The organism is Rhizobium sp. CFBP 8752, from assembly GCF_014842035.1.
In the GTDB taxonomy this organism is placed as follows: Bacteria; Pseudomonadota; Alphaproteobacteria; order Rhizobiales; family Rhizobiaceae; genus Neorhizobium; species Neorhizobium soli.
In genome coordinates this window covers 921,015-943,549 of the sequence record NZ_JACYUZ010000001.1, presented here as the reverse complement: position 1 = coordinate 943,549, position 22,535 = coordinate 921,015, and the positions used below count along the sequence as shown (strand labels likewise).

Sequence of the window (22,535 nt, the reverse complement as noted above, 5' to 3'; positions counted from 1 at the left end):
CCTCCAGCCGACCGCCCGTCATATGGCGAGCGCTTCAGAAACGATGCGCTCGCGCAAATTGGGCGGGAAGTCGCCGGGCACCTTGATATCGACGGGCACGCCGAGTGCTTCTTCGAGCTCCCATTGCAGCCCGCCAAGGGTAAAAAGCGATGTATCCGGCGACGGGTCGACCAGAATATCCAGATCGCTTCCGGCATGATCCTCGCCCCGCAGGACGGAACCGTATACCCTCGCGTTGAAGACCTGCCGACGGGCGACAATCTCCCGGATCACTCCCCTGTTTTTCTCCAGCGCTTCCGACGGTCTCATGTGGCCACCACTCGTTATCCATCCAATATAGGCCACAAGCGACGGCGAAGAAAGCAAACGCCTCACTTCTCCGGCAAAAGCGCCAGCAGCCGCAGATGCGCGATCCTTTCCACCTGGGCGCAAGCGGTCGCAAACTCCTGATCGGCGTCGTTGCCGACGCGGGTCTCGAAGGCGGCGAGGATGTCGTCCCGGGTCAGGCCTTTCACGGCGATGATGAAGGGGAAGCCGAATTTTGCGACATAGGCGGCGTTGAGTTCAGTGAAACGTGCGTGCTCATCAGGGCTCAGACGATCGAGGCCGGCGCCGGCCTGTTCGCTTTTGCTCTCTTGCGTCAGTCCGCCGGCGATCGCGAGCTTGCCGGCGAGGTCCGGATGGGCGTTGAGGATGCCGAGTTTCTCCTGCGGGTCCGCGGCGCGAAACACCGCCACCATCGCCTCATGCACGCCCTTCGCCGTCAGCGGCACGAAAATCATGCCGCCGTCATAGGCGCGCTCGGCAATAAAGGGCGAATGTTCGAACACGCCACCGAAGGTCGCGACGAAATCGTTGCGGGCGGTCATCGGGCAGCCACCGTGCTGGTCATAGACGCATCTGAGGGCTTGTGGTGAGCGTGCCAGTGGCGGGCGATCTCGATGCGTTGCGGCAGCCAGACCTTGTCGTGGGAAAGCACGTATTCCATGAACCGGCGCAGTGCCGCTATGCGACCCGGACGCCCGACGAGGCGGCAGTGGAGACCGACCGACAGCATCTTTGCCGCCCCCTCCTCGCCTTCCCGGTAAAGCGTGTCGAACGCATCCTTGAGATAGGTGAAGAACTGATCGCCGGTGTTGAAACCCTGCGGCGTGGCAAAGCGCATGTCGTTGGTTTCCAGCGTATAGGGGATGATCAGGAATGGCTTGCCATCCAGCCCCTGAAGCCAATAGGGCAGATCGTCGGCATAGCTGTCGGACGAGTAGAGAAAACCGCCCTCTTCCATCACGAGCCTCAGCGTGTTGTCGGATGGCTTGCCCTGATACATGCCGTAGGGACGCTCGCCGGTAAGCTCCGTATGCAGGCGCACCGCCTCATGGATGTGTTCGCGTTCCCGTGCTTCGTCGAAATCCTTGTATTCGAGCCAGCGATAACCGTGGCTGGCGATTTCCCAACCGGCTTCCTTCATGGCAGCGACGGCCTCGGGGTTACGGGCCATGGCAAGCGTGACGCCATAGACGGTGGTCTGCACCTTCAGTTCGGTAAACAGCCGGTGCAGCCGCCAGAAGCCGGCGCGCGAACCGTATTCGTAGATCGATTCCATGTTGAGATTGCGCTGGCCCGGCCATGCGGCGGCTCCGACGATCTCCGACAGCAAGTTTTCCGACGCCGGATCATCATCCAGGATCGAGCTTTCGCCGCCCTCTTCGTAATTGATCACGAATTGCACGGCGATATTGGCGCCGCCGGGCCATTTCGGATCAGGCGTGTGGCGGCCGTAGCCGACGAGGTCGCGGGGATAGTCTTTTATGGTTATGGGCATGGTCCACCTCGATTATCTCTTGTGGAAGGTAGCCCAGCCTTTCCGCCGATGTCGAGACTGAACGTGATCGCTCAGGCGATCTTGCGGGCGGAAACGCGCCCCATCGGATGCAGAGAATGCACATGGAACGGCGCACCGGGCTCATTCTCGACGAACAGCGCGATATTGGCGATTTCCAGGGGACGCAGCAGATACGGATTGAAATGGGCGCGCAAGGCCGTTTCGAAACGCGGCATCTCGGCCGGTGTCATCGGGCCCGTCAGCGTCATGTGAAAGCGGTATTCTTCCATCACGTAAGGGTTGCCCCAGCGATGAAGATTGGAAAACTGCGGTGCCGAGAGATCGCCGGGATCGGCGCGTTCCAGTTCGCCTTCCGAGAGAGGCGCCCGAAACGCATCGAATTCCTGCACGACGGCGCAGGCGAGAAACCGCATCCGCTCGCAGGGAAGCGCCGGCACGAGCCCGAAATAATTGCCGAGCCGCGCCACTTCGAGAGGCGGCAGTTCGAACGGATCATGGGCACCGGCAAAGCGCATCAGATGGCGCAGCAGCATCTGTTCGGTAATATCGGGCGCCAGCCGGAACGGCGCCTTCAGCGTGGCGTGAAAACCGCAGCGGCGTGGCAGCGCGGTATGATAGGCGATCTCGTGCAAACCAAGGTTGCAGATCTCGGGCGGCTCCATCGCCTCGCCGGAATAGGCACTGCGGCCGAGCCATTGCGCCGCAGCAAGCGTCAGCGGATCATGCGCAGGTGGCGTAAAATAGAGTGCGTAGCGCATGCGTCACCTTTTCTGCCCCTGTTCGTTTATTCACGCATGCTCATCAACCCCACGAATTGGGTTACGCGATTTGCGTGACAGATTAACGACGAGAAAGGGCCGAAACGCGCGTTTAACGCGCAGCAACCGAAAGATGATCCGAAAGTATAAAACTCTCGGGAAGCGAGTGCTCTTGGCAGATGACGAAACCGAGCGCGGCATCCGCAAGCCTGTGGGCAAGCCCGAAGCTGACCTTGAAGCCGCCGGTGAGAGCAATGACGCGTGGATGGTCGGGATGCGGACCGACCATCGGCTCCCGACCGATCGCCTTGGGCCTCAAGCCGGCCCAGCGCTCGACCACTTCCGCACCGGAAAGTGCCGGCACGAGCGCGCGGGCGCGGGCCACGAGATCGTCCAGCTTTGCGTCGGTGGCAAACGGTGCGTCGAATTCCTCCTCGCTGGTGCTCCCGACCGCCACGTGGCCATCGTCATGGGCGATGACATAGAGCCCGTTGAGAAACAGGATCGGCAGCGACGGATCGATATCGGCCTTCAACAGCGCCGCCTGCCCCTTCACCGGCTGTCCCAGCGGAACCGAGATGGATGGAGACAGGGGCCCGAGCAGCGGAAACGACTGCGGACCGGCCGCAATCATGCAATGGCCGAAACCGATCGAGCGTCCATCGGCAAATTCGACGCGGTTTGCGACAGGGTCGATCCGCTCCGCCGGCAGTCCTTCGATCACGCTGACATGCCGGGCGTTGCCAAGGACGGCGGCGAGCGCTGCCATCAGATGGCGGGGGGAAACGCGGGCGGCAAACGTGTCGTGCACGATGCCGGCTTCGGTAAAGGCCGGATCCGGCCATCCCTCGAAGGGCGACGCATCGAGCACATGCCAGTGGAAAGGATCGCCGTCGTGCCGCCAGTTGATCTCGGCTTCCTGCTGGTGGCGAAGGGCGATGGGTCTGAGATGCGGTTTCGGCAGCGGGATCAACCTGCCGGAGCGGCGATAGCCGCAGGACAGCCCCGTCTCGGCTTCCAGCCGCGAAACTTCGTCTTCGAGGGCGACGAGCGAGTCGAACTGGGCCTGTTTCTTGTCGTTCCAGCGGTCGGGCACATGCGACATCAGCGCGCCCAAAATGCCGCCGCTGGCACCCTGCCCCAACCGTCCCGCTTCGACCAAAAGGGTGCGGATGCCAAGCCGTTCCGCCTTGACCGCGGCCCAGAGGCCCATGATGCCGCCGCCGATGATCAGGAGATCGACATGATCATCGGGGAGATGAGGCATTGCTGGCGATTGACCCCGGGGACCTCGAGGATTATCCGCATCTTCCATGAGCAATCACGATCCCGAAATTGTAAAAGACGACGCCACGCCTGAAGCACCGGCGCTTGATTGGCATGACGGCGATATGCCGTATTCGACGGAATTTGGCGACCACTTTTATTGCCGCACCGATGGCCGCCTGGAATGCGGCCATGTGTTTCTGGCGGGAAACGGCCTGCCGGAGCGCTGGAACGACATGTCACCGACCGAAGACACGTTCCGGATCGGCGAACTCGGTTTCGGCACCGGCCTCAACGCCTGCGAGACCTGGCGCCAGTGGGCGCTTTTCCGCAAACCCGGCACACGGCTGCATTTCACATCGTTCGAACTCTATCCGATGCAACGCGACGAGATCGGGCGGGCACTGGCGCGATGGCCGGAAATCGACGCGCAACGGCAGGCACTGACGGCTGCATGGCCGGATCAGCCGAGCGGCCGGATCACCATCGACCTCGACGAGCAGACGACGCTGACGGTTGTCTGCGGCCAGGCGCTCGATGGCGTCACGGCTGCGGAGGCCAATTTCGACGCCTGGTTCCTTGATGGCTTTGCGCCGTCGCGCAATCCGGACATGTGGTCGCCGGATCTCATGAAGGCACTGTTCGACCGCACCCGCCCGGGCGGCACGTTCGGAACCTATGCGGCGGCAGGCTTCGTCCGCCGCAATCTGGCGGCCGCGGGTTTCACCGTGGAGCGCCAGCCCGGCTTTGCGGGCAAACGCGAGATGTTGAGCGGACGCAAGGACTGAAGCTCCAAGGCCTCAGTTGCCGTCCAGCGCCGAAACGACGATTGCCCCATCCAGCCAGTGGCGGATCTTGTTTTCCAGCGCTTCGGGACTGATCGGCTTCGACAGATAATCGTCCATGCCGACCTGGAAGCAGAGTTCGCGGTCGCTTTCGAGCGCATGGGCGGTGACGCCGATGATCGGGACATGCGTGCCGGTCGCGTTTTCGAGTTCGCGGATCTTGCGGGTTGCCTGGTGACCGTTCATCACCGGCATCGACACGTCCATGATGATCACCGCCGGATCATACTTCTGCCAGGCCTCGACCGCTTCCGCCCCGTTCTTGACGATCTGGAACAGCCAGCCGGTCATCTGGAGGATCTGGGTGAAGACGATCTGGTTGACCTCGTTGTCCTCAGCGACGAGAACATCGAGCGTTGGTTTGATCACAGGAGCGACGGTGTTTTCCTGCGCCACCGGTTCTACAGGCTTTGAGCCAGCTGTGTCGACGGCTGGAGTAGACGACGCAATGAGCGGCACCGCCTGCCCGGATGCGCGGCGCCGGGTGCGGATGACGCGGACGACGTCGATGATCGTGCTGCGCAAAAGGGCTGCGCGGGCGGGCTTCATCAGATGCGCCTGAACATTGAGCTCGGCAAACATCGTCTCGTCGTTTGCCATGTCCATCGACGTCAGGAAGACGATGCCGGTGAAATCGAAGCGCCTGTCGCGCCGGATCGCCTTGGCGCAGTCGAACCCGTTCATCTCCGGCATGTGATAATCCAGCACGACCACATCGATGACGATGCCGAGCCTGGTTGCTTCGTGGAGGAAGGCAAGACCCTCCGCCCCGTTTTCAGCGGCAACGGTCTCGAAGCCCCACATGCTCAGCTGCTCGGTGAGGATGCGGCGGTTCACAGCGTTGTCGTCGATCACGAGCACCCGGGCACCGCTGGTGCTGACCGGCAGCGTCACTTCCATCTTGCGTTCGGCAACCACGGCAAACGGCAGGTTGACGGTAAAGACCGAACCGCGGCCAAGCTCGCTCTCGACCTCGACGGAACCGCCGAACAGCTCGACCAGACCGGACGTAATCGCAAGACCAAGCCCGGTGCCTTCATGACGGCGGGTGGACGACGTATCCACCTGGCTGAACTTTTCAAACACCGACCGAAGCTTTTCTTCGGGAATGCCAAGGCCGGTATCCTCGATGCGGATCGACAGCATCAGCTGGTCACCATCGATCGGCCGCGACTTCAAGTCGATGAAGACATGGCCCTTTTCGGTAAACTTGACGGCATTGCCGACCAGATTGGTGACGATCTGGCGGAAGCGGCCGGCATCGCCGAGGACCGTTTCGCGCACCGAAACCTCGCCGCGGACAATCAGTTCGATATCCTTGTCGGCGGCGGCCGACGACAGAAGCGTCGCCACGTCCTCGATTGCCTCAACAGGATCGAACGGCGCCTTGCGCAGCTTCATCTGGCCGGCATCGATCTTGGAAAAATCGAGAATGTCGTTGATGATCGTCAAAAGCGCATTGCCGGATTTGACGATGATGTCGACGAAGGTCTTCTGGCGGGTATCGAGGCTGGACTTGGCGAGCAGTTCGGCCATGCCGAGCACGCCGTTCATCGGCGTGCGGATCTCGTGGCTCATGTTGGCGAGGAATTCCGACTTCGCCCGGTCGGCCGCTTCCGCCCGGTTGAGCAGGCGCGTCAGGTCCGCCTCGCGTTCCTTGCTCTCGGTGACGTCCGTGAAGACCGCAAGCCAGTGGTCGTCCCCGGTCGGACGGGCCTCGAGCTGGATCCAGCGGCGGTCCTCGACGCGGAACGAGGTAAATACCGGTTCTCCAGAGGCAACGCTTGCTTCCCATTCGCGCAACGCCGCGGTCGAGGTGCGCGCATCGCCAAGATCGCCGCGTTTTGCGCAGTAGCCAAAGACGTTGCGCCAGCTTTTGCCGATCGACAGCATGTCGGCCGGCATCTCCAGCATGGCGGCAAGCGCATCGTTTGAAAAGATAATCGCGCCGTCATGCAGGATGAGCAGCCCTTGAGACATTGCGCTGGTTGCGTCGCGCATCAGCGCGCCGTGTTTCTGCAGCGCTTCCTGCGCTTGCCGGATGTCCGCATCGCGTTGGCGCATCGCGGTGATATCGGTATGGCTGATGAGGATCTTGCCATCGGTCAGCTGCGTGCCCGAAATCAGCAGGTAATGGCCGCCATGCGTGCGGATCTCGATCGGCGGATGATCGTTGCTGGCTGTCAGTGCGGCGATGCGGGCATTGTAGATCGCATCGAAATCCAGGTCCGAGCCGGCATAGATACCGTTGTCGTAATTGACCTTCATGAAATCCCGGTAGGAACGGCCGGCCAGATCGAAGCGCTTGTCCGTATCCCAGGATGTATAGAAGGCGGGGTTGGCGTATTCGAAAACCAGATCCGCATCGAGAATACCGATGCCGACCGGCTGGGCCGACAGGATCGTCTGCAGATCCTGGCTGACCTTTTCCGCTTTTTGCTGCGCTTCCTTGATCAGCGACACGTCCGTGCGCGAGCAGACCAGATAGCGGCTGCCGTCGTCGACCTCGATCGAGCGCAGGCGTGTAAGAACCGGAATGACCGAACCGTCCGGGAAGGTCATATCCTCCGACTTGTCGATCGCCTCGCCGTCCAGCACGCGGGCGTTTTCGTTCCAGAACCGCTCCGCCGCCCAGGGAAACATCTGGGCTTCCGTCTTGCCGAGATAGTTTTCCCGTTCGCTGCCCAGCATTTGCTCGTAGGCGTGGTTGGCATAGGTCAGCTCGTGCTTTTCGTTGCGAACGAACACGGGGGCCGGCAGGTCTTCCAGGATGGCGCGGAAAAGCCCGGTTTCCGCCACCTGGCTGCGCAGCAACATCTCCTGGTCCTTGAAGTCGGTGACGTCGTGGCGGATGGCGATCAGCAGGCCGTTTTCCAGCCGTTTGTTGAGACTGCGCATCCAGCGCCCATCCGGCAGCTTGTCGATCCGCTCGTGATAGGGAACGAGGAAGGCACGGAGACGCTGTTCCACCCACTTCTCGCGCGGCGCAAGCGTTACGGACGCATTGCCGCTTGCCGCACGTTCCCGCTGATCATAGGCGCGGTGGATGATGTCCTCCAGCGCTATGCCCGGCTTGATGACAATGCCACAGGCGTCGAAATGGTCGACAAGCTGCGAATTGCAGTAAACGAGCACATTGTCGCGGTCGTAGATGCCGATGCCCATTTCGAGCATGTCGATCGCGTCGTCGAGAAGACCGTTCTCAAACAGCGAAAACGGCTTCGCTGTCGTTTCGAGCGGCGCGGGGACGCCATTACCCGTTGGGCGCGATGCAGCGCCGACCGGCAGGAAATGGCCGAAGACGTAGGATTGATCGTCTTCCGTCAGAAACCGTTCAATATGGATCTCGTGGGAAAAGATCCCGTCGGCGTTGAACGCCAGCGCCTTTTCTTCGGCACCGAACACCAGGGCGCGGCATTCCTTTTCCTTGCGCTCGTCCTTTTCGCCATCGCTGCCGAGGCTGCGGCTTGTCTGGCCGACGAGCTCCTCCGGGCGAGCGCCGACCATGGCCGCATAGGCGGGGTTGACGGCGACGTATGCGAGCCGGCAGTTCTTGATATAGGCGGGTTCGGGGAGATCCACGATGCGGGCGCAGGCCCGCTCCAGAAACTTGCTTTCCAGGCGTTCGCTCTTCGTGTGCACCCTGCCCCGCTCACTCCCGCGCATGCGGGATCCCACCATTTTTCGGAAACCGACCCGATAACACCATAGCGAGTATTAACAACACGTTGCCCGGAACACAGGGTTGTTTAATATTTGCGTTTTCGCAAGTTCGAATGGAGTGCGGCCGGGGGCGTTTCACGCATCGAGGATCAACGCACCGACACTAAATCGGCAGCATCAGGCAACCTTGGACGCCGACGCCGGTTAACCCTGACGTGAAGCGAACAAAGGAAATTCTTCGATGATGAAACTTGTGACGATTGCCACGCTGACGCTTGGCCTTGCAACATCGGCATTCGCTCAAGGTGCATCCGGTGGATCCGCAGGTTCCGGCGCGTCTGGCGCGTCTGGCGCAGGCGCTGCATCCGGAACGAGCAGCGGCACAACCGGCCAGACGCCGTCCAACACACCGTCCAAAACGCCGTCCAATAGCGCCAACGATGGGACGACCACGGGCAGCACGGACTCCAAGAGCATGACGACCGGAAACGGCACGAGCAAAGGCGGCTGCGACACGACGGGTGTCGGTGGCGCACCTTCGGCAACCAGCGGTTCGACCGACGGTTCCGGCACCACGACGAACAACTGCTGATCATCTCCGGCGCCGGGTTCAGACCCGGCGCTTTTTCTTGCCCGCCAAAACCGCCAGACAGCTCGAGCCACAATTCCTCCCGCAAATTGCCGGGTTTTCGCCGCAATTCAATCTCCGGGCAGACCCTGGGTTGCCGACACCTTTCGAAAAGCAATTTTTCCACGGTGGAGTCTGAATAGGCGTTCAGACTACGGCGATAAAACTTCCATCAATCCGCCGTGATTGAGAGCGACGCTCTGATCGTACCTCGAAACACCACGGGGAAAGGAACCAGGCATGTCGATCATGAAAAAGACCATTACTGCTGGCATTGCGGCTCTCTCAGTCGCCGGCGCACTTGCTGCGACGGCACCGGCAGCGCAGGCCCGCGATCACTACCGTCACCACGGCGACGATGTGCTGCTGGGTGCCGCGGCAGGGATTGCCGGCGGCCTGATCGGCGGCGCGATCGTGTCCGGATCACAGCGTCCGGTCTATGTGGAGCCGCAATACAAATATGCTCCGCCGCCACCGCCGCCGGTCGTCTATCGTCGCGCCTATTATGCCGCACCGCCACCACCACCGCGGTGCCACCACGAATGGGTGGAAAACGAGTATGGCGAAGCCTACCGCGCACGGGTCTGCTACTAGAGCGTCCAGGCGTCCATCAAGAGTTGCGGTACGGCGGTGCGATGCACCGCCGTTTTTCGTTTTGCGCCGCCACTCTGCGCGACCATTACCTTGGGGATCGCCGTCCGTGTGGCTGCCGCTCGGAGGGCTGACGACGCGAGAAAATCCCCTGTGACGTGAGTGCCTACCGGGTCGCCGCTAGCGGACAGCCTGCGTCGTTTTGCAGAAGAACCTTGACTTTCGGCGGCAAATCAACCAAATGCATGCCAGCTTTCACCTTCCGGCAGCCGCGTGAGCTGCCCCGCGTCCATACTGACAGCGCGAAGAAGGAACAAGGCGCACAGATAGATCGCCCTCGGGATGAGGGTTCAAGCGCTGGAAAGTAATTTCCAACACACAAGTTCCCAAATCACGCGGGGTTCTTGACGCCACAAGCAGCCCGGATGGCATGGTGCCAGTTCGGAGCGTCCGCTTTTGGCGCCCCGAAAGGTATTCGACTTGACGAATTTTGAATCTCTTGGCGTGTCCAAGCAGATCGTCGCCACGCTCACCGAGCTTGGTTTTGAAACCCCGACGCCGATCCAGGCCCAGGCAATTCCGCTTCTCCTCGAAGGCCGCGACCTGATCGGCCTTGCGCAGACCGGCACCGGCAAGACCGCAGCTTTCGGCCTCCCGCTGATCGAGCGCCTGATGGCCGACGCGACCCGCCCCGACAACCGCACCACCCGCGCGCTGATCCTTGCGCCGACCCGCGAACTGGTCAACCAGATCGCCGCCAACCTGAAGACCTTCATCAAGGGCCGCCCGCTCAAGATCAATCTCGTCGTCGGCGGTGTCTCGATCAACAAGCAGCAGCTGCAGCTGGAAAAGGGCACCGACATCCTGGTCGCCACCCCTGGCCGCCTGCTCGACCTGATCTCGCGCCGCGCTATCGGCCTGACGACGGTTCGCTTCCTCGTGCTCGACGAAGCCGACCAGATGCTCGACCTCGGCTTTGTGCATGACCTGCGCAAGATCTCCAAAATGGTGCCGAAGAAGCGCCAGACCATGCTGTTTTCGGCCACCATGCCGAAGGCGATCGCAGATCTCGCCGCCGACTTCCTGACCGACCCGGTCAAGGTGGAAGTGACGCCTGCAGGCAAGGCTGCCGACAAGGTGGACCAGTTCGTCCACTTCGTTGCCGGCAAGGGTGACAAGACCGACCTTCTTCGCAAGTCGCTGATGGACAACCCGGATGGCCGCTCGATCGTCTTCATGCGCACCAAGCACACCGCTGAAAAGCTGATGAAGCACTTTGAAAACATCGGTTTCTCGGTCGCCTCGATCCACGGCAACAAAAGCCAGGGCCAGCGCGAACGGGCACTCAAGGGTTTCCGTGATGGGGAGATCAAGACGCTGATTGCGACCGACGTCGCGGCCCGCGGCATCGATATCCCGGCCGTCAGCCACGTCTACAACTACGATCTGCCTGATGTCGCGGAAGCTTATATTCACCGCATCGGCCGCACGGCCCGTGCCGGCCGCGAAGGCATCGCGATCGCCTTCTGCGCACCGGACGAAACGATGCTGCTGCGCGACATCGAAAAGCTGATGAACATCGAGATCAAGACGCTGACCGGCGAGCGCCCTGAGACGATGAACCGTCCGGTTCGCGCCAACGGCAACAACAACCGTGGCGGCGCCAATGCCCGCGGCGGCAACAAGGGCGGCCGTGGCGGCCAGCCACGCGGCAATGGCGGCGGCGGCGAAGGCCGCGGTGCCGGTGCTGCCGGCGAAGCCCGTGGCCCGCGCCGCGAACGTCCGGCGCGCAAGCCGTTCTTCGCTGGTGACGGTGCAGAAGCGCCAAGAAGCCAAGCTCCCCGTTCACAGGCTGCACGGCCGGCAGCGGCAAGCGTAGCGCCCGACAACGATCTGTCCTCGACTTCGGATTTCCGTCCGGTCAAGAAGCAGTTCGGCAACCCGGGCGCAAAGACTGGCGGTCGTCCTGACAACCGTGGCTCAGCCAAGCCAGCCGGTTCCGGCAACCGCGACCATGCAAGCCACGGCGCGCATGAAGCCGGCAGCCAGCGCAAGGCCCATCAGGGCGATGCGGCCGCCGCATCCGGCGAAGCCAAGCCAAACCGGCACACGCCGGCCGCAGCCCCCAAGGGCGACGGTCGCGGCCCGGTCCGCTTCGGCAACGACAACCGCGGCCAGGCCCCCATCGACCAGCGCACCGCCGGCCATCAGGGCCGCAAGCGCACCACGCGCGCTTAACGCGAGACGCGGTTGAGAGAGTTCAGACGGCCGGGAGAAATCTCGGCCGTTTTTGTGTGGGGTATTAGGGGTGGTTGGTGGGGCCGCTTTCACCCCGACACTCAGGATTTCTGCGACAACCGGATCGCTCGATCACAGTTCATTTCATCCGCGCAGAAACATGTATGCGGCAATCGCAACCAGCACCAAACCAGCCACCCGTCCTGCCCAGATCGTCAAAGTGGGTTTGGAGACAATGGCATCGCGTCCTCTCGCGGCGGCCAGAGCCAGTCCACCGTAGACGGTAAGCTGAACGAGCACGGTCATCAAACCCATCGCAAGTGTCTGGGGCCAGAGCGGCCCGAAAGCAGGCTTCAGGAACTGTGGATAGACGGCGAGAATGAACAGCCATGCCTTCGGATTGAGGAGGCAAGTGACGACGGCCTGAATGAAGACCCGCCCGGAAGATCGAGCCGCACCGCTGTCAACGGACCCGATCACGATCGAACTGCGGGCAAGACTGACTCCGATCCAGATCATATAGGCCGACCCGATGATGAGCATGGGGCCGGAAACAGCCGGGATCAACCTGGTAAGCCCGGCAACGGCGAAAGCGCCGAACAAGGTGTGGCAGGCTCCACCGGCCATCATCCCGAAAGTCGCTGCGAGACCGGCGCGTCTTCCACCCGCAAGAGTGTTCGCAAGGACAAACACCATGTCCATGCCCGGAACGGCGATAATGCCCGTCAGCAGAAGGAAGAAAAGCCATAGATTTTCAACGTAGGTCATGTCAGTTGCCGCCCGTTCCATTCGACTGACGGTCTCGATACCGCCTGTTTTTCAGCTTGTTGGGCATGCTATACAGGGGCTCAACTGACAGGGGTGTGTCAGCTGTGATGGGGTAATCAGCATGCGCAAAGCTTCCAGGCTCTTCGAGATCATCCAGATTTTGAGACTGGCAAAGACGCCTGTAACGGCGGCGAAGATGGCAGCCCGACTGGAAGTCAACATGCGCTCGATCTATCGGGACATTGCCGGCCTTCAGGCGATGCGCGTGCCGATCGAAGGCGAGCGCGGGATCGGCTATATTCTCCGACCCGGCTTTGATCTTCCGCCACTGATGTTTACGGCTGAGGAGACCGAGGCTGTCGTTCTCGGCATGGCGCTGATCGAGCGTACAGGCGACACTGACCTCAAAAAGGCATCCGAACGGGTCGTCGCCAAGATCGCAGCTGCCGTGCCCGCGCCGTTGCGCGAAGCACTGACATCGCGTGCCCTTCACGCCTGGGGCGCAAGCACTCCAGCTCCGGAAGGCATCGATTTCGGGATTGTCCGTCGTGCGATCCGCGACGAGGAAAAGCTGTTGCTCGACTACCGTGACCAGCAGAACAATCCAACGCGTCGCATCGTCTGGCCGCTGGCGTTGATCTACTATCTGGACAATGCCGTCATCGTCGGATGGTGCGAGCTGAGACAGGCAATTCGGAATTTCCGGATCGACCGCGTGGAAAGCTGCAGTTTGACAGGAAACCACTTCCCCAAAGAGGGAGATCGCCTGCGTAGCGTGTGGATTTCCGGCTGGCAGATCGAACAGAGAGACCCAGCATATCCGGCAATCCAATTGTGAACCAACGCCGCGTGTCGGGAAACTCACGATGAAAGCGACATTGGTGTTTCTGCTTTTTGCGACGTGGCAGACTAGGGAGTTCTACGATCGTCCGCAGTGTCGCGTGTAGGGGCAGGACTGCCGAGGTCGGCTGTTGGCCCAACGCGGACGCAGACCTCCAACCCAGTAGCAGCATCAGCAATCCATGATGTCGCGTTCGTTCAATGCGTCGTATTTCTTGAGTTCGCCTCGCATCTTACCGATCCAGCGGCTGACGAACGCGATCGTGTCGGCTGCCTGCAAGTGAGCGCTAAGCGCAGCCTGATCGACCCAACGTTCCGATATCAGCAATCGACCTGATTGTGGATCGTCCACGGCAGCATCATACGTGATGCTTCCCGGACGCTTTCGTGTTGTGGATGCCAGCGAATTCAGTTCCGTCATGCATTGCGCCAGATCGGCTGGATCGACGTGCATGTAGCCGGTGATAATCAGCATGGGGATAGCTCCTCCATCAGCGCCCCGACCACCTGTTCGCGGCGGCCTCGGCCTTGACTGGTCAAGTGGTGATCAGATGGCGACCAGAACGATCTTGCCCTGGATGCTCCCTTCGGCAGCACGACGATGCGCTGCCGCTGCCTCGGCCAGCGGATAGGTGCTGTCGATCACCACCCGTATGGAGCCGTCCTCAAGCAGACGGCCGGCCTCTGCCAGTTGCGCGCCGTTCGAGCGCACCTGCGTCGTCGAGACGGTGATCTTTCGCCGGGCGGCTTCGTCATGGCCTGAAAAGCCCAGCGGGTTGACGAGAAACAGGGCGCCAGACGGCTTAATGCTGGGGAGAAAGCGTTCCATAGTCGCGCCGCCGACGGCATCGAGCACCAGATCAACATCCTTCGCCACTCGTTCGGCAGCCGTCTTCGTGTGGTCGATGAAAATATCGGCACCAAGATCATTGAGAAGCGCCTCGTGTTTGCCGGAAGCAACGGCAACCACCCTCGCGCCTTGCCATTTCGCGATCTGGACTGCGAGATGGCCGACGCCGCCGCCGGCGCCGTTTACCAGCACGGTCTTGCCGTCGAGCGGAGCCGGTGCATGCGGGAAGGTCTGGAAAGGGTTCGGCGCATCGTGTCCCAGATCGACCAAAAATTGCCAGGCGGTCAGAAGCGACATCGGCGCGCCGGCGGCCTGGATGTGGTCGATCCCGACGGGCTTCAGCGCCAGGTCCGATGCGGGAACACGCACATATTCGGCATAGGCGCTGCTTCCCGTCATGAGGTCATGCGGGAACCGGACCATCGCATGGACCTCGTCGCCGACCTTGAACTGCGACACGTCTTCGCCGACGGCCGCAACCGTGCCGGAAACGTCGGTACCAAGGATCAGCGGAAAGCTTGGATTGGGCTGCCATTCCGGCGGGAGAGCTCGGTAACCGTCGCGCAGATAGAGATCCGGCGGGTTGAGGCTCGTGGCATGGACGCGAACAAGCACGTCGACAGCCGAGATTTCCGGTCGGGGCGCATCCTCGTAGAGGAGTACATCTGGTCCACCGAACTCGTGCAATCGCACGGCTTTCATCATGTCAGTCATCATGGCCTCGCTTGGATAGTCGTTTCGATGACTGAAGATACGATCAACTCCTTCGATTGATAATCATCAGATAATTCGCTTTAGTAGTGCCATGAAGGAACAAATGGGAATTGATAGGCTGACGGGGCTGATTGCATTCGCTCGCGCCGGCTCGCTCGGAAGTTACACTGCCGCCGCCCGCTCCTTGTCCATCTCACCCTCGGCGGTCAGCAAAAGCATTCAGCGGCTGGAAAAACAGCTCGGCGTTTCGCTTTTTGCGCGCACGACACGTTCTCTGACGCTGACGCCCGAAGGGCGCGATCTGCATGAGCGTGCGCTCAGGCTGCTGCACGACGCCGAAGAGATCGAGCAGGCGGCAAAAGCAGCGCGCACCGAGCCCGCCGGCACATTGCGGATCGCGGCATCTCTGCCGATCGGCCTGCACGTCATAGCGCCGGTGCTTCCTCAGTTTCGCAGGCTCCATCCGAAGGTTAACATAGACCTGCGTTTGAGCGATCACATGGTTGATCTTATCGAAGGCGGCTTCGATGTCGCGGTCCGCATTGGCGATCTGGCAGACTCGCGCCTGCTTTCACGCCGCCTCCTGCCGCATCGGCTATGCTGCTATGCCTCGCCCGAATATCTGGCCGGGCGCGGCCCGCCGACGCACCCGGACCAATTGGCAGAGCATGAGACTGTCAGCCTGCGCTACCAGAGTAGCGGCCAGCTATTCCGCTGGCCTTTCCGCGTTGGGGACAGGGAGATCGAGATCGTGCCGTCCTCGGGCATTATCGTGGACGCGAGCGAAGCCGTGCTTGCGACGATCGCAGCGGGTAGCGGCATCGGAATGGCAACCAGTTTCATGGCAAGCGCTTGGGTGAGGCGTGGAGCCCTTGTGCCGGTTCTGGCCGATTATGCGGTAGACCGGCACAATATCACGGCGCTGTGGCCCGAGAGCCGACGGTCGAACCCCGCCGTCCGCGCCTTCCTCAACACCCTGGCAGCGTTGTCGTAACATTGGCAGTGAATGACCGCAGTTGGGCCGGAAGCGGACACGTCCATTTAGCCATCAATCATAATGGGTGGTGGGGCAGTCTGGGGCTAACCTTATTGTTGCGTTCAATGCCGGATGCCGCTATTTCGCAATGGGTTATTTGAGACCTTTTATGATGGCCGTCGATGATGTTGGCGACCTCCGGCGGAGAGACATAAGCATGGCTATCGGTGATATTACGGGTCTCCCGACTGAGATCAGAGAAAACACGAAAGCGGGAACGGTCGTGGCGACCCTGGGGGTCGAGGGATACGATACGGCGGACCTGCAGTTCGATTTCAGCATGTATGCCATGGTCTGGTACGGCTCGGTCGGCAACGTAGATACATTCAGTGACCTCTTTGCTCTGGAAGGCAACCAGATCGTTGCCGTGAGGGACGTGCGCTACCAGGCTTACGACCTCAACTCTTTCCACTATGAGCTGGAAGTTTCCGCACACGACAAGGCGGGCAATCCTGTTGGCGCTCTCACGGGTTCTGCTCTGAACGTTGTGGATTATCTGGATGATATCAGGGGAACCGCACGTGCCGACACGCTGAAGGGCGACACAGGCATGAACAAGCTCATCAGTGGCGCCGGTGATGACAAGCTCTACGCTGGTCGCGGAGACGACGTGCTTTACGGTGGCGCCGGCAAGGACGTTTTGTCGGGTGGCTGGGGAGAGGACACGTTCCTTTTCAAGTCGATCAAGGAAAGCACCGTCAAAGCGGCAGACGTTATCACCGACTGGGAACATAATTCCGCTACGCGCGACCTGATCAACCTCACTGCCATCGATGCCGATACCAAGATCAGCGGAAACCAGGATTTTGACTGGATCGGAGCCAAGAAATTCACCGGCAGTGCTGGCGAGCTTCGCTACGAGAAAGAAAAGTCGCATACCTACGTCTATGCCGACGTCAACGGCGACAAGAAGGCCGATTTCATGATCGACCTGCATGGCTCTCACAAAATGTATGCGGACGACTTTCTGCTCTGATGCGGATCGACGCTGTTACGGCCCGTTCGTAGCGGCTGTAGAGAGAGCGGGATCGATAGTCTCCGAGCATTGATGTTCCTCATCTTGGAAAAGATGAGGAACAATCGTGGCCATGAAATATCACGATCACGGCGCACTCGCCCCGGTTCGCCTTTCTTGGTTGCCCCGCACGTGATGGTGCGGAAGCGGCGACCGGTTTCCGCCCGGAGCGGTCATAGCTCCGCTATGTAATTTTACCTTTTTCCTTCACTCAATTGATGCAGCAAAGTCGCTATCTTCGGCTGCGGGAGATTGACGAACATGAAGGATAAATTGCAGACGTGGTGCGTCATAATAGGCGTAGGGCTGTCGGGACCGATTTTCTTGGGCCTCGCAATAACGTGCCTCTTTATTGGTGAAATACCAGGTAGAAGAGGGCCTCTCGTAAGAGCCGTGGACAACCCCGTCATCTTCTACGCTGCCGCTATCGCATTCGTTATCATCGCCGCCAAGTTCACGCAGCTCACTTGCTATTCAGCACACTTTTTCTACAGCCAAGCAAAGCGGCGTGGAAGCTTATGAATGACTGCAAATGGCGCGACGCTGCCGAAGCGCATTCGTCCGCTAGCGGCTCAAAGCCACGTAGTCTCACTGCCCATACTTTCCAGAAATCGGACCGCTTGTACGAGGGCCAGCTTCGTACGCTCACCGTGCGGACATCCCGCTACTTCTTCTTCTCTTGATCCCTATGCCACTTGATGGCGAAGAACATGCCTGTGCCGAGCACGATGATCTTGAGCGGGAAGAAGACGATCGGGAACCAATCCCACATGTCGCTGATATCCAGGCTTTTGAGTGCATTAACGGGCGTGGCGGAGCAGTACATGAGAACGGCTGCGTACAACATCCGCCATGTTGACGCAGAGGAGGTCGGAGCGAGAGAGGTTCAGCCTCAAATGGCCCTCACCCCGCCCTCGTCTTGCGGTTCACCAGATACACGCCGAGAACCACGATCGCGGTGCCGGTGACCATGGGGAGGGTCAAGGGTTCGCCAAACAGGATCGCCGCTTCGATGGCAACAACGGGGGGCACGAGATAGATCAGCGAGGCTGCGCGTGAAACCTGCCCGCGGCGGATGAGGTAGAGGAGCAGTGCGACGGCACCGAGCGAGATGCCGATGACCGACCAGGCCATGGCGGCGAGTGCCTGGGTGGTCCAGTCGAAGCGCATGGGCTCGATCAGATAGGCGACCGGCAGCGTCACGATGAACGCTCCGACATATTGCAGCGTGCCGATGGCGACGAGGTTGCCCTGCTGCAGGTAGCGCTTCTGGTAGATCGTGCCGTAGGTGACCGACCCCATCGCCATGAGATTGAGGAGAAGCGGCAGGCCGAGCCCGGTCATGCCGGCCGACAGGCTTGCAAAAAGCTGCGGCGAGATGGCGATGAAGATACCGGCAAAGCCGAGCGCGAGGCCGAGCTTCTGCCGGCGGGAAAGCGTTTCGCTAAGCAGGAACGGCGCGACCGCCGCCGTCATCAGCGGCTGCAGCCCGGCAATGATGCCCGACAGCCCCGAGGGCACGCCCTGCCCGATCGCATACCAGACGCCGGCGAGATAAAGCCCGTGCAGAAAAATGCCTGAAAGCACCGCATGGCCGATCTCGCGTCCGGTCTTTGGCCACGTGACCCGCAGAGCAAGCCCGAGACAAAGGAAGACGACGGCCGCCAGTGCATGCCGGGCGGCCAGAAAAGTCACGGGGTCCGCATGGGCGGACGCATATTTGGCGACGATCCACCCGGTCGACCACAGGAAAACAAAAACGGCCGGAGCCAGGCGGTCGAGCATCGGAATGTTCCGGAGAGTGGCTTTGACAAGGCCAGTGGACGGGAAATGATCCGGCGTCTGATTAGGCTGTGGCGGCGACGCGGTCAAAGTAGAAATACTCACCGTTCCCATCAGCGCATCTAACGGTGTGCGACTAAGATCCGGTCTCCGGTGTGATCAGCGATGAGGCAGTTGCTGTTTTGACGAGCGGTCTTTCTACGACCGAAGATGAGCCGTCGCTAATTCCATCGGCAGTTGCCCTTTTTGATCGTCGTTCAGGCCCTATCTCACCGCATCAGGACGGGTCGTATATTTGTCATACGCAACTGAGCATGGTTCTTGCATTGCCAATGCCGTTGTATTCTTATGACCAAAAATGGGGAACATACCTTTGGCATTTGATGAAATGTTAACCGCGGACGACCAGCCGCGTCTGCCCTATAAGACCTACCACGATTGGTATGCCAGCCAGGATACGGCGCATCTGATCCGCAAGACGCAGGATGCCGAAAACATCTTCCGCAAGACCGGCATCACCTTCGCGGTCTATGGTCACGCCGACAGTTCCGAAAAACTCATCCCCTTCGACATCATTCCCCGCATCATTGCCGCCCGAGAGTGGCGCAAGCTCGCGCAAGGCATCGAGCAGCGCGTCGTGGCGCTCAATGCCTTTCTCGACGACATCTACCACAAGCAGGAAATCATCAAGGCCGGCCGCATTCCGCGCGAGCTGATCGAGAAGAACGTGGCCTTCCTGCCCGAAATGATCGGCTTCAAGCCGCCGGGCGGCGTCTATACGCACATTGTCGGCACCGATATCGTGCGCACCGGCGAGGACCAGTTCTACGTGCTGGAGGATAATGCCCGAACCCCGTCCGGCGTCTCCTACATGCTGGAGAACCGCGAAACGATGATGCAGATGTTCCCCGAGCTGTTCACCCTGAACAAGGTGCAGCGCGTCGAGGATTATCCGCGCCAGCTGCGCCAGTCGCTGGCCTCGCTCGCACCCCCCGGCTGCAAGGGACGGCCGCGTGTCGCGGTGCTGACCCCCGGCATCTACAATTCCGCCTATTACGAGCACTCGTTCCTGGCCGACCAGATGGGCGTCGAACTGGTCGAGGGATCGGACCTTCGTGTCATCGATGGCAAGGTGAAGATGCGCACGACGCGCGGCTATGAGGCGATCGACGTGCTCTACCGCCGCGTCGATGACGATTACCTCGATCCGCTGACATTCCGGCCGGATTCGGCGCTTGGCGTTCCCGGCATCATGGATGTCTACCGCTCCGGCAACATCACCATCGCCAACGCGCCGGGCACCGGCATCTGCGACGACAAGGCGATCTATTCCTACATGCCCGAGATCGTGGAATTTTATACCGGCCGCAAGGCGCTTCTGGAAAACGTGCCGACGTGGCGCTGCTCGGAAGCCGACAGCCTGAAATACGTGCTCGAGCATCTCGAAGAACTCGTGGTCAAGGAAGTGCATGGATCGGGCGGCTACGGCATGCTGGTCGGCCCGACGGCGACGAAAGCCGAGCGCGCCGAGTTTGCCGCAAAGCTCAAGGCGCGACCGACCAACTACATCGCCCAGCCGACGCTGGCTCTGTCCACCGTGCCGATCTTCGTCAACAAGGGCGTTGCCCCCCGCCACGTCGATCTGCGCCCTTATGTCCTCGTGTCCGACAAGGTGAAGATTATTCCCGGCGGATTGACACGCGTGGCCCTGAAACAGGGTTCGCTTGTGGTCAATTCCAGCCAGGGCGGCGGCACCAAGGACACATGGGTACTGGAAGATTGAGGGCGTAAACACATGCTGGGAAGAACTGCAAACGGCCTCTACTGGATGTTCCGCTACATCGAGCGTGCCGAAAACATCGCCCGCCTCGTCGATGCCGGTCTGCGCGTCTCGCTGACGCGGGCCGGATCCTCCGACGAGGACTGGCACGGCGTTCTGGAAAGTGCCGGCGTGCGCGATGCCTATAAGCAGGTGCATGCCAAGCTGACGGCAGCCGACGCGGTGGATTATCTCCTGCGCGACACGGCCAATTCGTCGAGCGTCCTGTCGTGCATCGAATCGGGCCGCAACAATGCCCGCATGGTCAGAACTGCCCTGACGCGCGAAACCTGGGAAGCCACCAACGAGGCCTGGCTCGATCTCAAGGCACGGCTTTCGCGCAACCTCAAGGCCACCGAACTGCCGGAACTGATCGACGTCATCAAGCACCGCTGCGCCCTCATCCGCGGTGCTTTTCACGGCTCCATGCTGCGAAACGATCTCTACAATTTTTCGCGCATCGGCACCTTTATCGAGCGCGCCGACAACACGAGCCGCATTCTCGACGTGAAATATTACGTGCTTCTGCCCTCCGTCAGCCAGGTCGGCGGCGCGCTTGATAATTTCCAGTGGGAATCGATCCTTCGCTCGGTTTCCGCTCACCGCTCCTATGGCTGGGTCTATGACGGCGACTATCAGGCCGGCAATATCGCCGACTTCCTGATCCTGAAAGTTCAGATGCCGCGCTCGCTTGCTTATTGCTACGAAAAGATCGTCAGCAATCTCGGCTACCTGCAGCGGGAATACGCAGAGCGGCACACGGCCCACGACACGGCCGACGCGATCCGCGCGACGCTGACGCGGGGATCGATCACCGAGATCATGGATCACGGCCTGCATGAGTTTCTCGAGGAATTCGTATCGCGCAACAACCAGTTGAGCGCCGAGATTTCGCAAGGCTATCGCTTTTACCAGTAGGACGGGCCGAGTGGCGTCCCTTGAGGATTTGAAACAATGCGCCTGAAGATTTCCCATACGACGGAATATACCTATGACGAACCGCTGCCCTATTCGCTGCAGCGGCTTCGCCTGACGCCGACCGCAGGATCCACCCAGAAGATCATCAACTGGACGGTGAGCGTGGACGGCGCCACGGTTGAGGCAGGCTATGCCGACCAATACGGCAACCGCGTCGAACTGGTGTCGTCGGAAGGCGGCGAGAACACGATCCGCATCGTCGCATCCGGCGAGGTGGAAACCGTGGACAAGGCCGGCGTTTTCGGCACCCATCAGGGGTTCTGCCCGCTCTGGCTGTTTCTCCGCGAAACCCCGCGCACGGCAGCCGGCCCGCTGGTAAAGGCGCTGGCAGAAGGCCTGACCGGCGACAGCGAACTTGCCCGCATGCATGCGCTGATGGAAACGATCCACGAGACCGTAGCCTATACGCCGGGCACCACGACGACGGAGACCACCGCCGAAGAGGCGCTTGCCGCAAAGACCGGCGTCTGCCAGGACCATACCCACATCTTCCTGGCCGCCGCACGGTTGCGCGATATCCCCGCCCGCTATGTTTCCGGTTATCTTCTGATGGAGGGCACGACCGAACAGGTGGCGACGCATGCTTGGGCGGAGGCGCATATTCCGGGCCTCGGTTGGGTCGGCTTCGATGCGGCCAACGACGTCTGCCCGGACGAGCGCTATGTGCGGCTCGCCACCGGCCTCGACTACCGCGACGCAGCCCCGATCTCCGGCATGCGCATCGGCCGGGTCTCCGAGACGTTCGGCGAAAACCTCAAGGTGTCGCTGACGGTGGAGGATGAGGGCCAGACTCAAGCTCAAGGCTCACAGACCCAGGGTTCTCAAAGCCAGAGCGGTGTACAGAGCCAAAGCCAAGGTGGACAGAGCCAGGTTCAGGGCGGGCAGAGCCAGACCACGCAAG

The 22,535-nt window shown here is 60.9% G+C and carries 18 protein-coding genes and 2 pseudogenes; 10 read left to right on the top strand and 10 right to left on the bottom strand.

The genetic code is table 11. From position 1 onward, the window contains the following. Window positions 1–18: 18 nt before the first annotated feature. The 5 genes from IFT59_RS04540 to IFT59_RS04520 form a co-directional block, all read right to left on the bottom strand. The gene (locus IFT59_RS04540; protein WP_192086197.1) at window positions 19–309 is read right to left on the bottom strand and encodes a nucleotidyltransferase family protein; all 291 of its coding nucleotides are present in this window, start codon (window positions 307–309) and stop codon (window positions 19–21) included. Between the two features lie 62 nt (window positions 310–371). Next, window positions 372–869: a 2-oxo-4-hydroxy-4-carboxy-5-ureidoimidazoline decarboxylase gene (uraD, locus tag IFT59_RS04535; protein ID WP_192086196.1), complete on the bottom strand. Its 498-nt coding sequence runs from the start codon at window positions 867–869 to the stop codon at window positions 372–374. After that, complete coding sequence (gene puuE / locus IFT59_RS04530) at window positions 866–1,822, bottom strand: allantoinase PuuE (protein WP_197978019.1); 957 nt, start codon at window positions 1,820–1,822, stop codon at window positions 866–868. The genes uraD and puuE overlap by 4 nt, the downstream gene beginning before the upstream one ends. Before the next feature lie 71 nt (window positions 1,823–1,893). Continuing rightward, window positions 1,894–2,601, bottom strand: a complete 708-nt coding sequence (locus IFT59_RS04525) for a DUF1045 domain-containing protein (protein WP_192086195.1) — start codon at window positions 2,599–2,601, stop codon at window positions 1,894–1,896. 112 nt (window positions 2,602–2,713) lie between these two features. Further along, the gene (locus tag IFT59_RS04520; RefSeq protein ID WP_192086194.1) at window positions 2,714–3,916 is read right to left on the bottom strand and encodes an NAD(P)/FAD-dependent oxidoreductase; all 1,203 of its coding nucleotides are present in this window, start codon (window positions 3,914–3,916) and stop codon (window positions 2,714–2,716) included. Here IFT59_RS04520 and mnmD point away from each other — a divergent pair. Beyond that, entirely contained in the window at window positions 3,915–4,655 is a 741-nt protein-coding gene (gene mnmD, locus IFT59_RS04515; RefSeq protein ID WP_192086193.1) for a tRNA (5-methylaminomethyl-2-thiouridine)(34)-methyltransferase MnmD, read from the top strand. The genes IFT59_RS04520 and mnmD overlap by 2 nt on opposite strands. A gap of 12 nt (window positions 4,656–4,667) precedes the next feature. Here the strand turns inward: mnmD and IFT59_RS04510 are convergent, their stop codons facing one another. Next, window positions 4,668–8,378: a response regulator gene (locus IFT59_RS04510; protein ID WP_192086192.1), complete on the bottom strand. Its 3,711-nt coding sequence runs from the start codon at window positions 8,376–8,378 to the stop codon at window positions 4,668–4,670. A 238-nt stretch (window positions 8,379–8,616) separates the two neighbouring features. Here IFT59_RS04510 and IFT59_RS04505 point away from each other — a divergent pair, with 238 nt between their 5' ends. The 3 genes and pseudogenes from IFT59_RS04505 (at window position 8,617) to IFT59_RS04495 (ending at window position 11,832) form a co-directional block, all read left to right on the top strand. Further along, complete coding sequence (locus IFT59_RS04505) at window positions 8,617–8,967, top strand: hypothetical protein (protein ID WP_113166789.1); 351 nt, start codon at window positions 8,617–8,619, stop codon at window positions 8,965–8,967. 276 nt (window positions 8,968–9,243) lie between these two features. Further along, the gene (locus IFT59_RS04500) at window positions 9,244–9,597 is read left to right on the top strand and encodes a hypothetical protein (protein WP_192086191.1); all 354 of its coding nucleotides are present in this window, start codon (window positions 9,244–9,246) and stop codon (window positions 9,595–9,597) included. A gap of 427 nt (window positions 9,598–10,024) precedes the next feature. Then, a pseudogene (locus tag IFT59_RS04495) lies at window positions 10,025–11,832 on the top strand (DEAD/DEAH box helicase). 144 nt (window positions 11,833–11,976) lie between these two features. Here IFT59_RS04495 and IFT59_RS04490 read toward each other — a convergent pair. Beyond that, window positions 11,977–12,600, bottom strand: a complete 624-nt coding sequence (locus IFT59_RS04490; RefSeq protein WP_192086190.1) for a LysE family translocator — start codon at window positions 12,598–12,600, stop codon at window positions 11,977–11,979. Between the two features lie 121 nt (window positions 12,601–12,721). On the opposite strand from IFT59_RS04490, the gene IFT59_RS04485 reads away from it, so the two are divergent. Next, window positions 12,722–13,438 (top strand): helix-turn-helix transcriptional regulator, encoded by a 717-nt coding sequence (locus IFT59_RS04485; RefSeq protein WP_192086189.1) that lies wholly within the window; start codon window positions 12,722–12,724, stop codon window positions 13,436–13,438. Window positions 13,439–13,612: 174 nt separating this feature from the next. Here the strand turns inward: IFT59_RS04485 and IFT59_RS04480 are convergent, their stop codons facing one another. Together IFT59_RS04480 and IFT59_RS04475 are read right to left on the bottom strand one after the other, a co-directional pair. Continuing rightward, the gene (locus tag IFT59_RS04480) at window positions 13,613–13,915 is read right to left on the bottom strand and encodes a putative quinol monooxygenase (RefSeq protein WP_192086188.1); all 303 of its coding nucleotides are present in this window, start codon (window positions 13,913–13,915) and stop codon (window positions 13,613–13,615) included. 72 nt (window positions 13,916–13,987) lie between these two features. Then, entirely contained in the window at window positions 13,988–15,004 is a 1,017-nt protein-coding gene (locus IFT59_RS04475) for an NADP-dependent oxidoreductase (protein WP_192086187.1), read from the bottom strand. A gap of 91 nt (window positions 15,005–15,095) precedes the next feature. Here IFT59_RS04475 and IFT59_RS04470 point away from each other — a divergent pair, with 91 nt between their 5' ends. Together IFT59_RS04470 and IFT59_RS04465 are read left to right on the top strand one after the other, a co-directional pair. Continuing rightward, on the top strand, window positions 15,096–15,998 hold the full coding sequence (locus tag IFT59_RS04470) for a LysR family transcriptional regulator (RefSeq protein ID WP_184653697.1): 903 nt from the start codon (window positions 15,096–15,098) through the stop codon (window positions 15,996–15,998). A 199-nt stretch (window positions 15,999–16,197) separates the two neighbouring features. Then, on the top strand, window positions 16,198–17,016 hold the full coding sequence (locus IFT59_RS04465; protein ID WP_113166784.1) for a calcium-binding protein: 819 nt from the start codon (window positions 16,198–16,200) through the stop codon (window positions 17,014–17,016). 942 nt (window positions 17,017–17,958) lie between these two features. Here the strand turns inward: IFT59_RS04465 and IFT59_RS04460 are convergent. Beyond that, window positions 17,959–18,840 carry a DMT family transporter gene (locus IFT59_RS04460; RefSeq protein ID WP_192086186.1) on the bottom strand — a complete coding sequence of 294 codons (882 nt, stop codon included), beginning with the start codon at window positions 18,838–18,840 and terminating at the stop codon, window positions 17,959–17,961. Between the two features lie 370 nt (window positions 18,841–19,210). Between IFT59_RS04460 and IFT59_RS04455 the strand changes: the two genes are divergently transcribed. The 3 genes and pseudogenes from IFT59_RS04455 to IFT59_RS04445 form a co-directional block, all read left to right on the top strand. Then, window positions 19,211–20,620, top strand: a complete 1,410-nt coding sequence (locus IFT59_RS04455; RefSeq protein ID WP_062582734.1) for a circularly permuted type 2 ATP-grasp protein — start codon at window positions 19,211–19,213, stop codon at window positions 20,618–20,620. A 12-nt stretch (window positions 20,621–20,632) separates the two neighbouring features. Beyond that, a complete protein-coding gene (locus tag IFT59_RS04450) occupies window positions 20,633–21,574 on the top strand; it encodes an alpha-E domain-containing protein (RefSeq protein ID WP_192086185.1) in 942 nt (313 codons plus the stop codon). Window positions 21,575–21,610: 36 nt separating this feature from the next. After that, a pseudogene (locus IFT59_RS04445) lies at window positions 21,611–22,435 on the top strand (transglutaminase family protein); the annotation flags it as partial. Window positions 22,436–22,535 lie beyond the last annotated feature (100 nt).

Coding starts and splice junctions, on each gene's coding strand:
- puuE (WP_197978019.1), bottom strand. CDS start 1,822: ATGCCCATAACCATAAAAGACTATCCCCGCGACCTCGTCGGCTACGGC.
- uraD (WP_192086196.1), bottom strand. CDS start 869: ATGACCGCCCGCAACGATTTCGTCGCGACCTTCGGTGGCGTGTTCGAA.
- IFT59_RS04490 (WP_192086190.1), bottom strand. CDS start 12,600: ATGACCTACGTTGAAAATCTATGGCTTTTCTTCCTTCTGCTGACGGGC.
- IFT59_RS04520 (WP_192086194.1), bottom strand. CDS start 3,916: ATGGAAGATGCGGATAATCCTCGAGGTCCCCGGGGTCAATCGCCAGCA.
- IFT59_RS04525 (WP_192086195.1), bottom strand. CDS start 2,601: ATGCGCTACGCACTCTATTTTACGCCACCTGCGCATGATCCGCTGACG.
- IFT59_RS04470 (WP_184653697.1), top strand. CDS start 15,096: ATGAAGGAACAAATGGGAATTGATAGGCTGACGGGGCTGATTGCATTC.
- IFT59_RS04510 (WP_192086192.1), bottom strand. CDS start 8,378: ATGCGCGGGAGTGAGCGGGGCAGGGTGCACACGAAGAGCGAACGCCTG.
- IFT59_RS04540 (WP_192086197.1), bottom strand. CDS start 309: ATGAGACCGTCGGAAGCGCTGGAGAAAAACAGGGGAGTGATCCGGGAG.
- IFT59_RS04475 (WP_192086187.1), bottom strand. CDS start 15,004: ATGACTGACATGATGAAAGCCGTGCGATTGCACGAGTTCGGTGGACCA.
- IFT59_RS04500 (WP_192086191.1), top strand. CDS start 9,244: ATGTCGATCATGAAAAAGACCATTACTGCTGGCATTGCGGCTCTCTCA.
- IFT59_RS04485 (WP_192086189.1), top strand. CDS start 12,722: ATGCGCAAAGCTTCCAGGCTCTTCGAGATCATCCAGATTTTGAGACTG.
- IFT59_RS04460 (WP_192086186.1), bottom strand. CDS start 18,840: ATGCTCGACCGCCTGGCTCCGGCCGTTTTTGTTTTCCTGTGGTCGACC.
- IFT59_RS04480 (WP_192086188.1), bottom strand. CDS start 13,915: ATGCTGATTATCACCGGCTACATGCACGTCGATCCAGCCGATCTGGCG.
- mnmD (WP_192086193.1), top strand. CDS start 3,915: ATGAGCAATCACGATCCCGAAATTGTAAAAGACGACGCCACGCCTGAA.
- IFT59_RS04465 (WP_113166784.1), top strand. CDS start 16,198: ATGGCTATCGGTGATATTACGGGTCTCCCGACTGAGATCAGAGAAAAC.
- IFT59_RS04505 (WP_113166789.1), top strand. CDS start 8,617: ATGATGAAACTTGTGACGATTGCCACGCTGACGCTTGGCCTTGCAACA.
- IFT59_RS04450 (WP_192086185.1), top strand. CDS start 20,633: ATGCTGGGAAGAACTGCAAACGGCCTCTACTGGATGTTCCGCTACATC.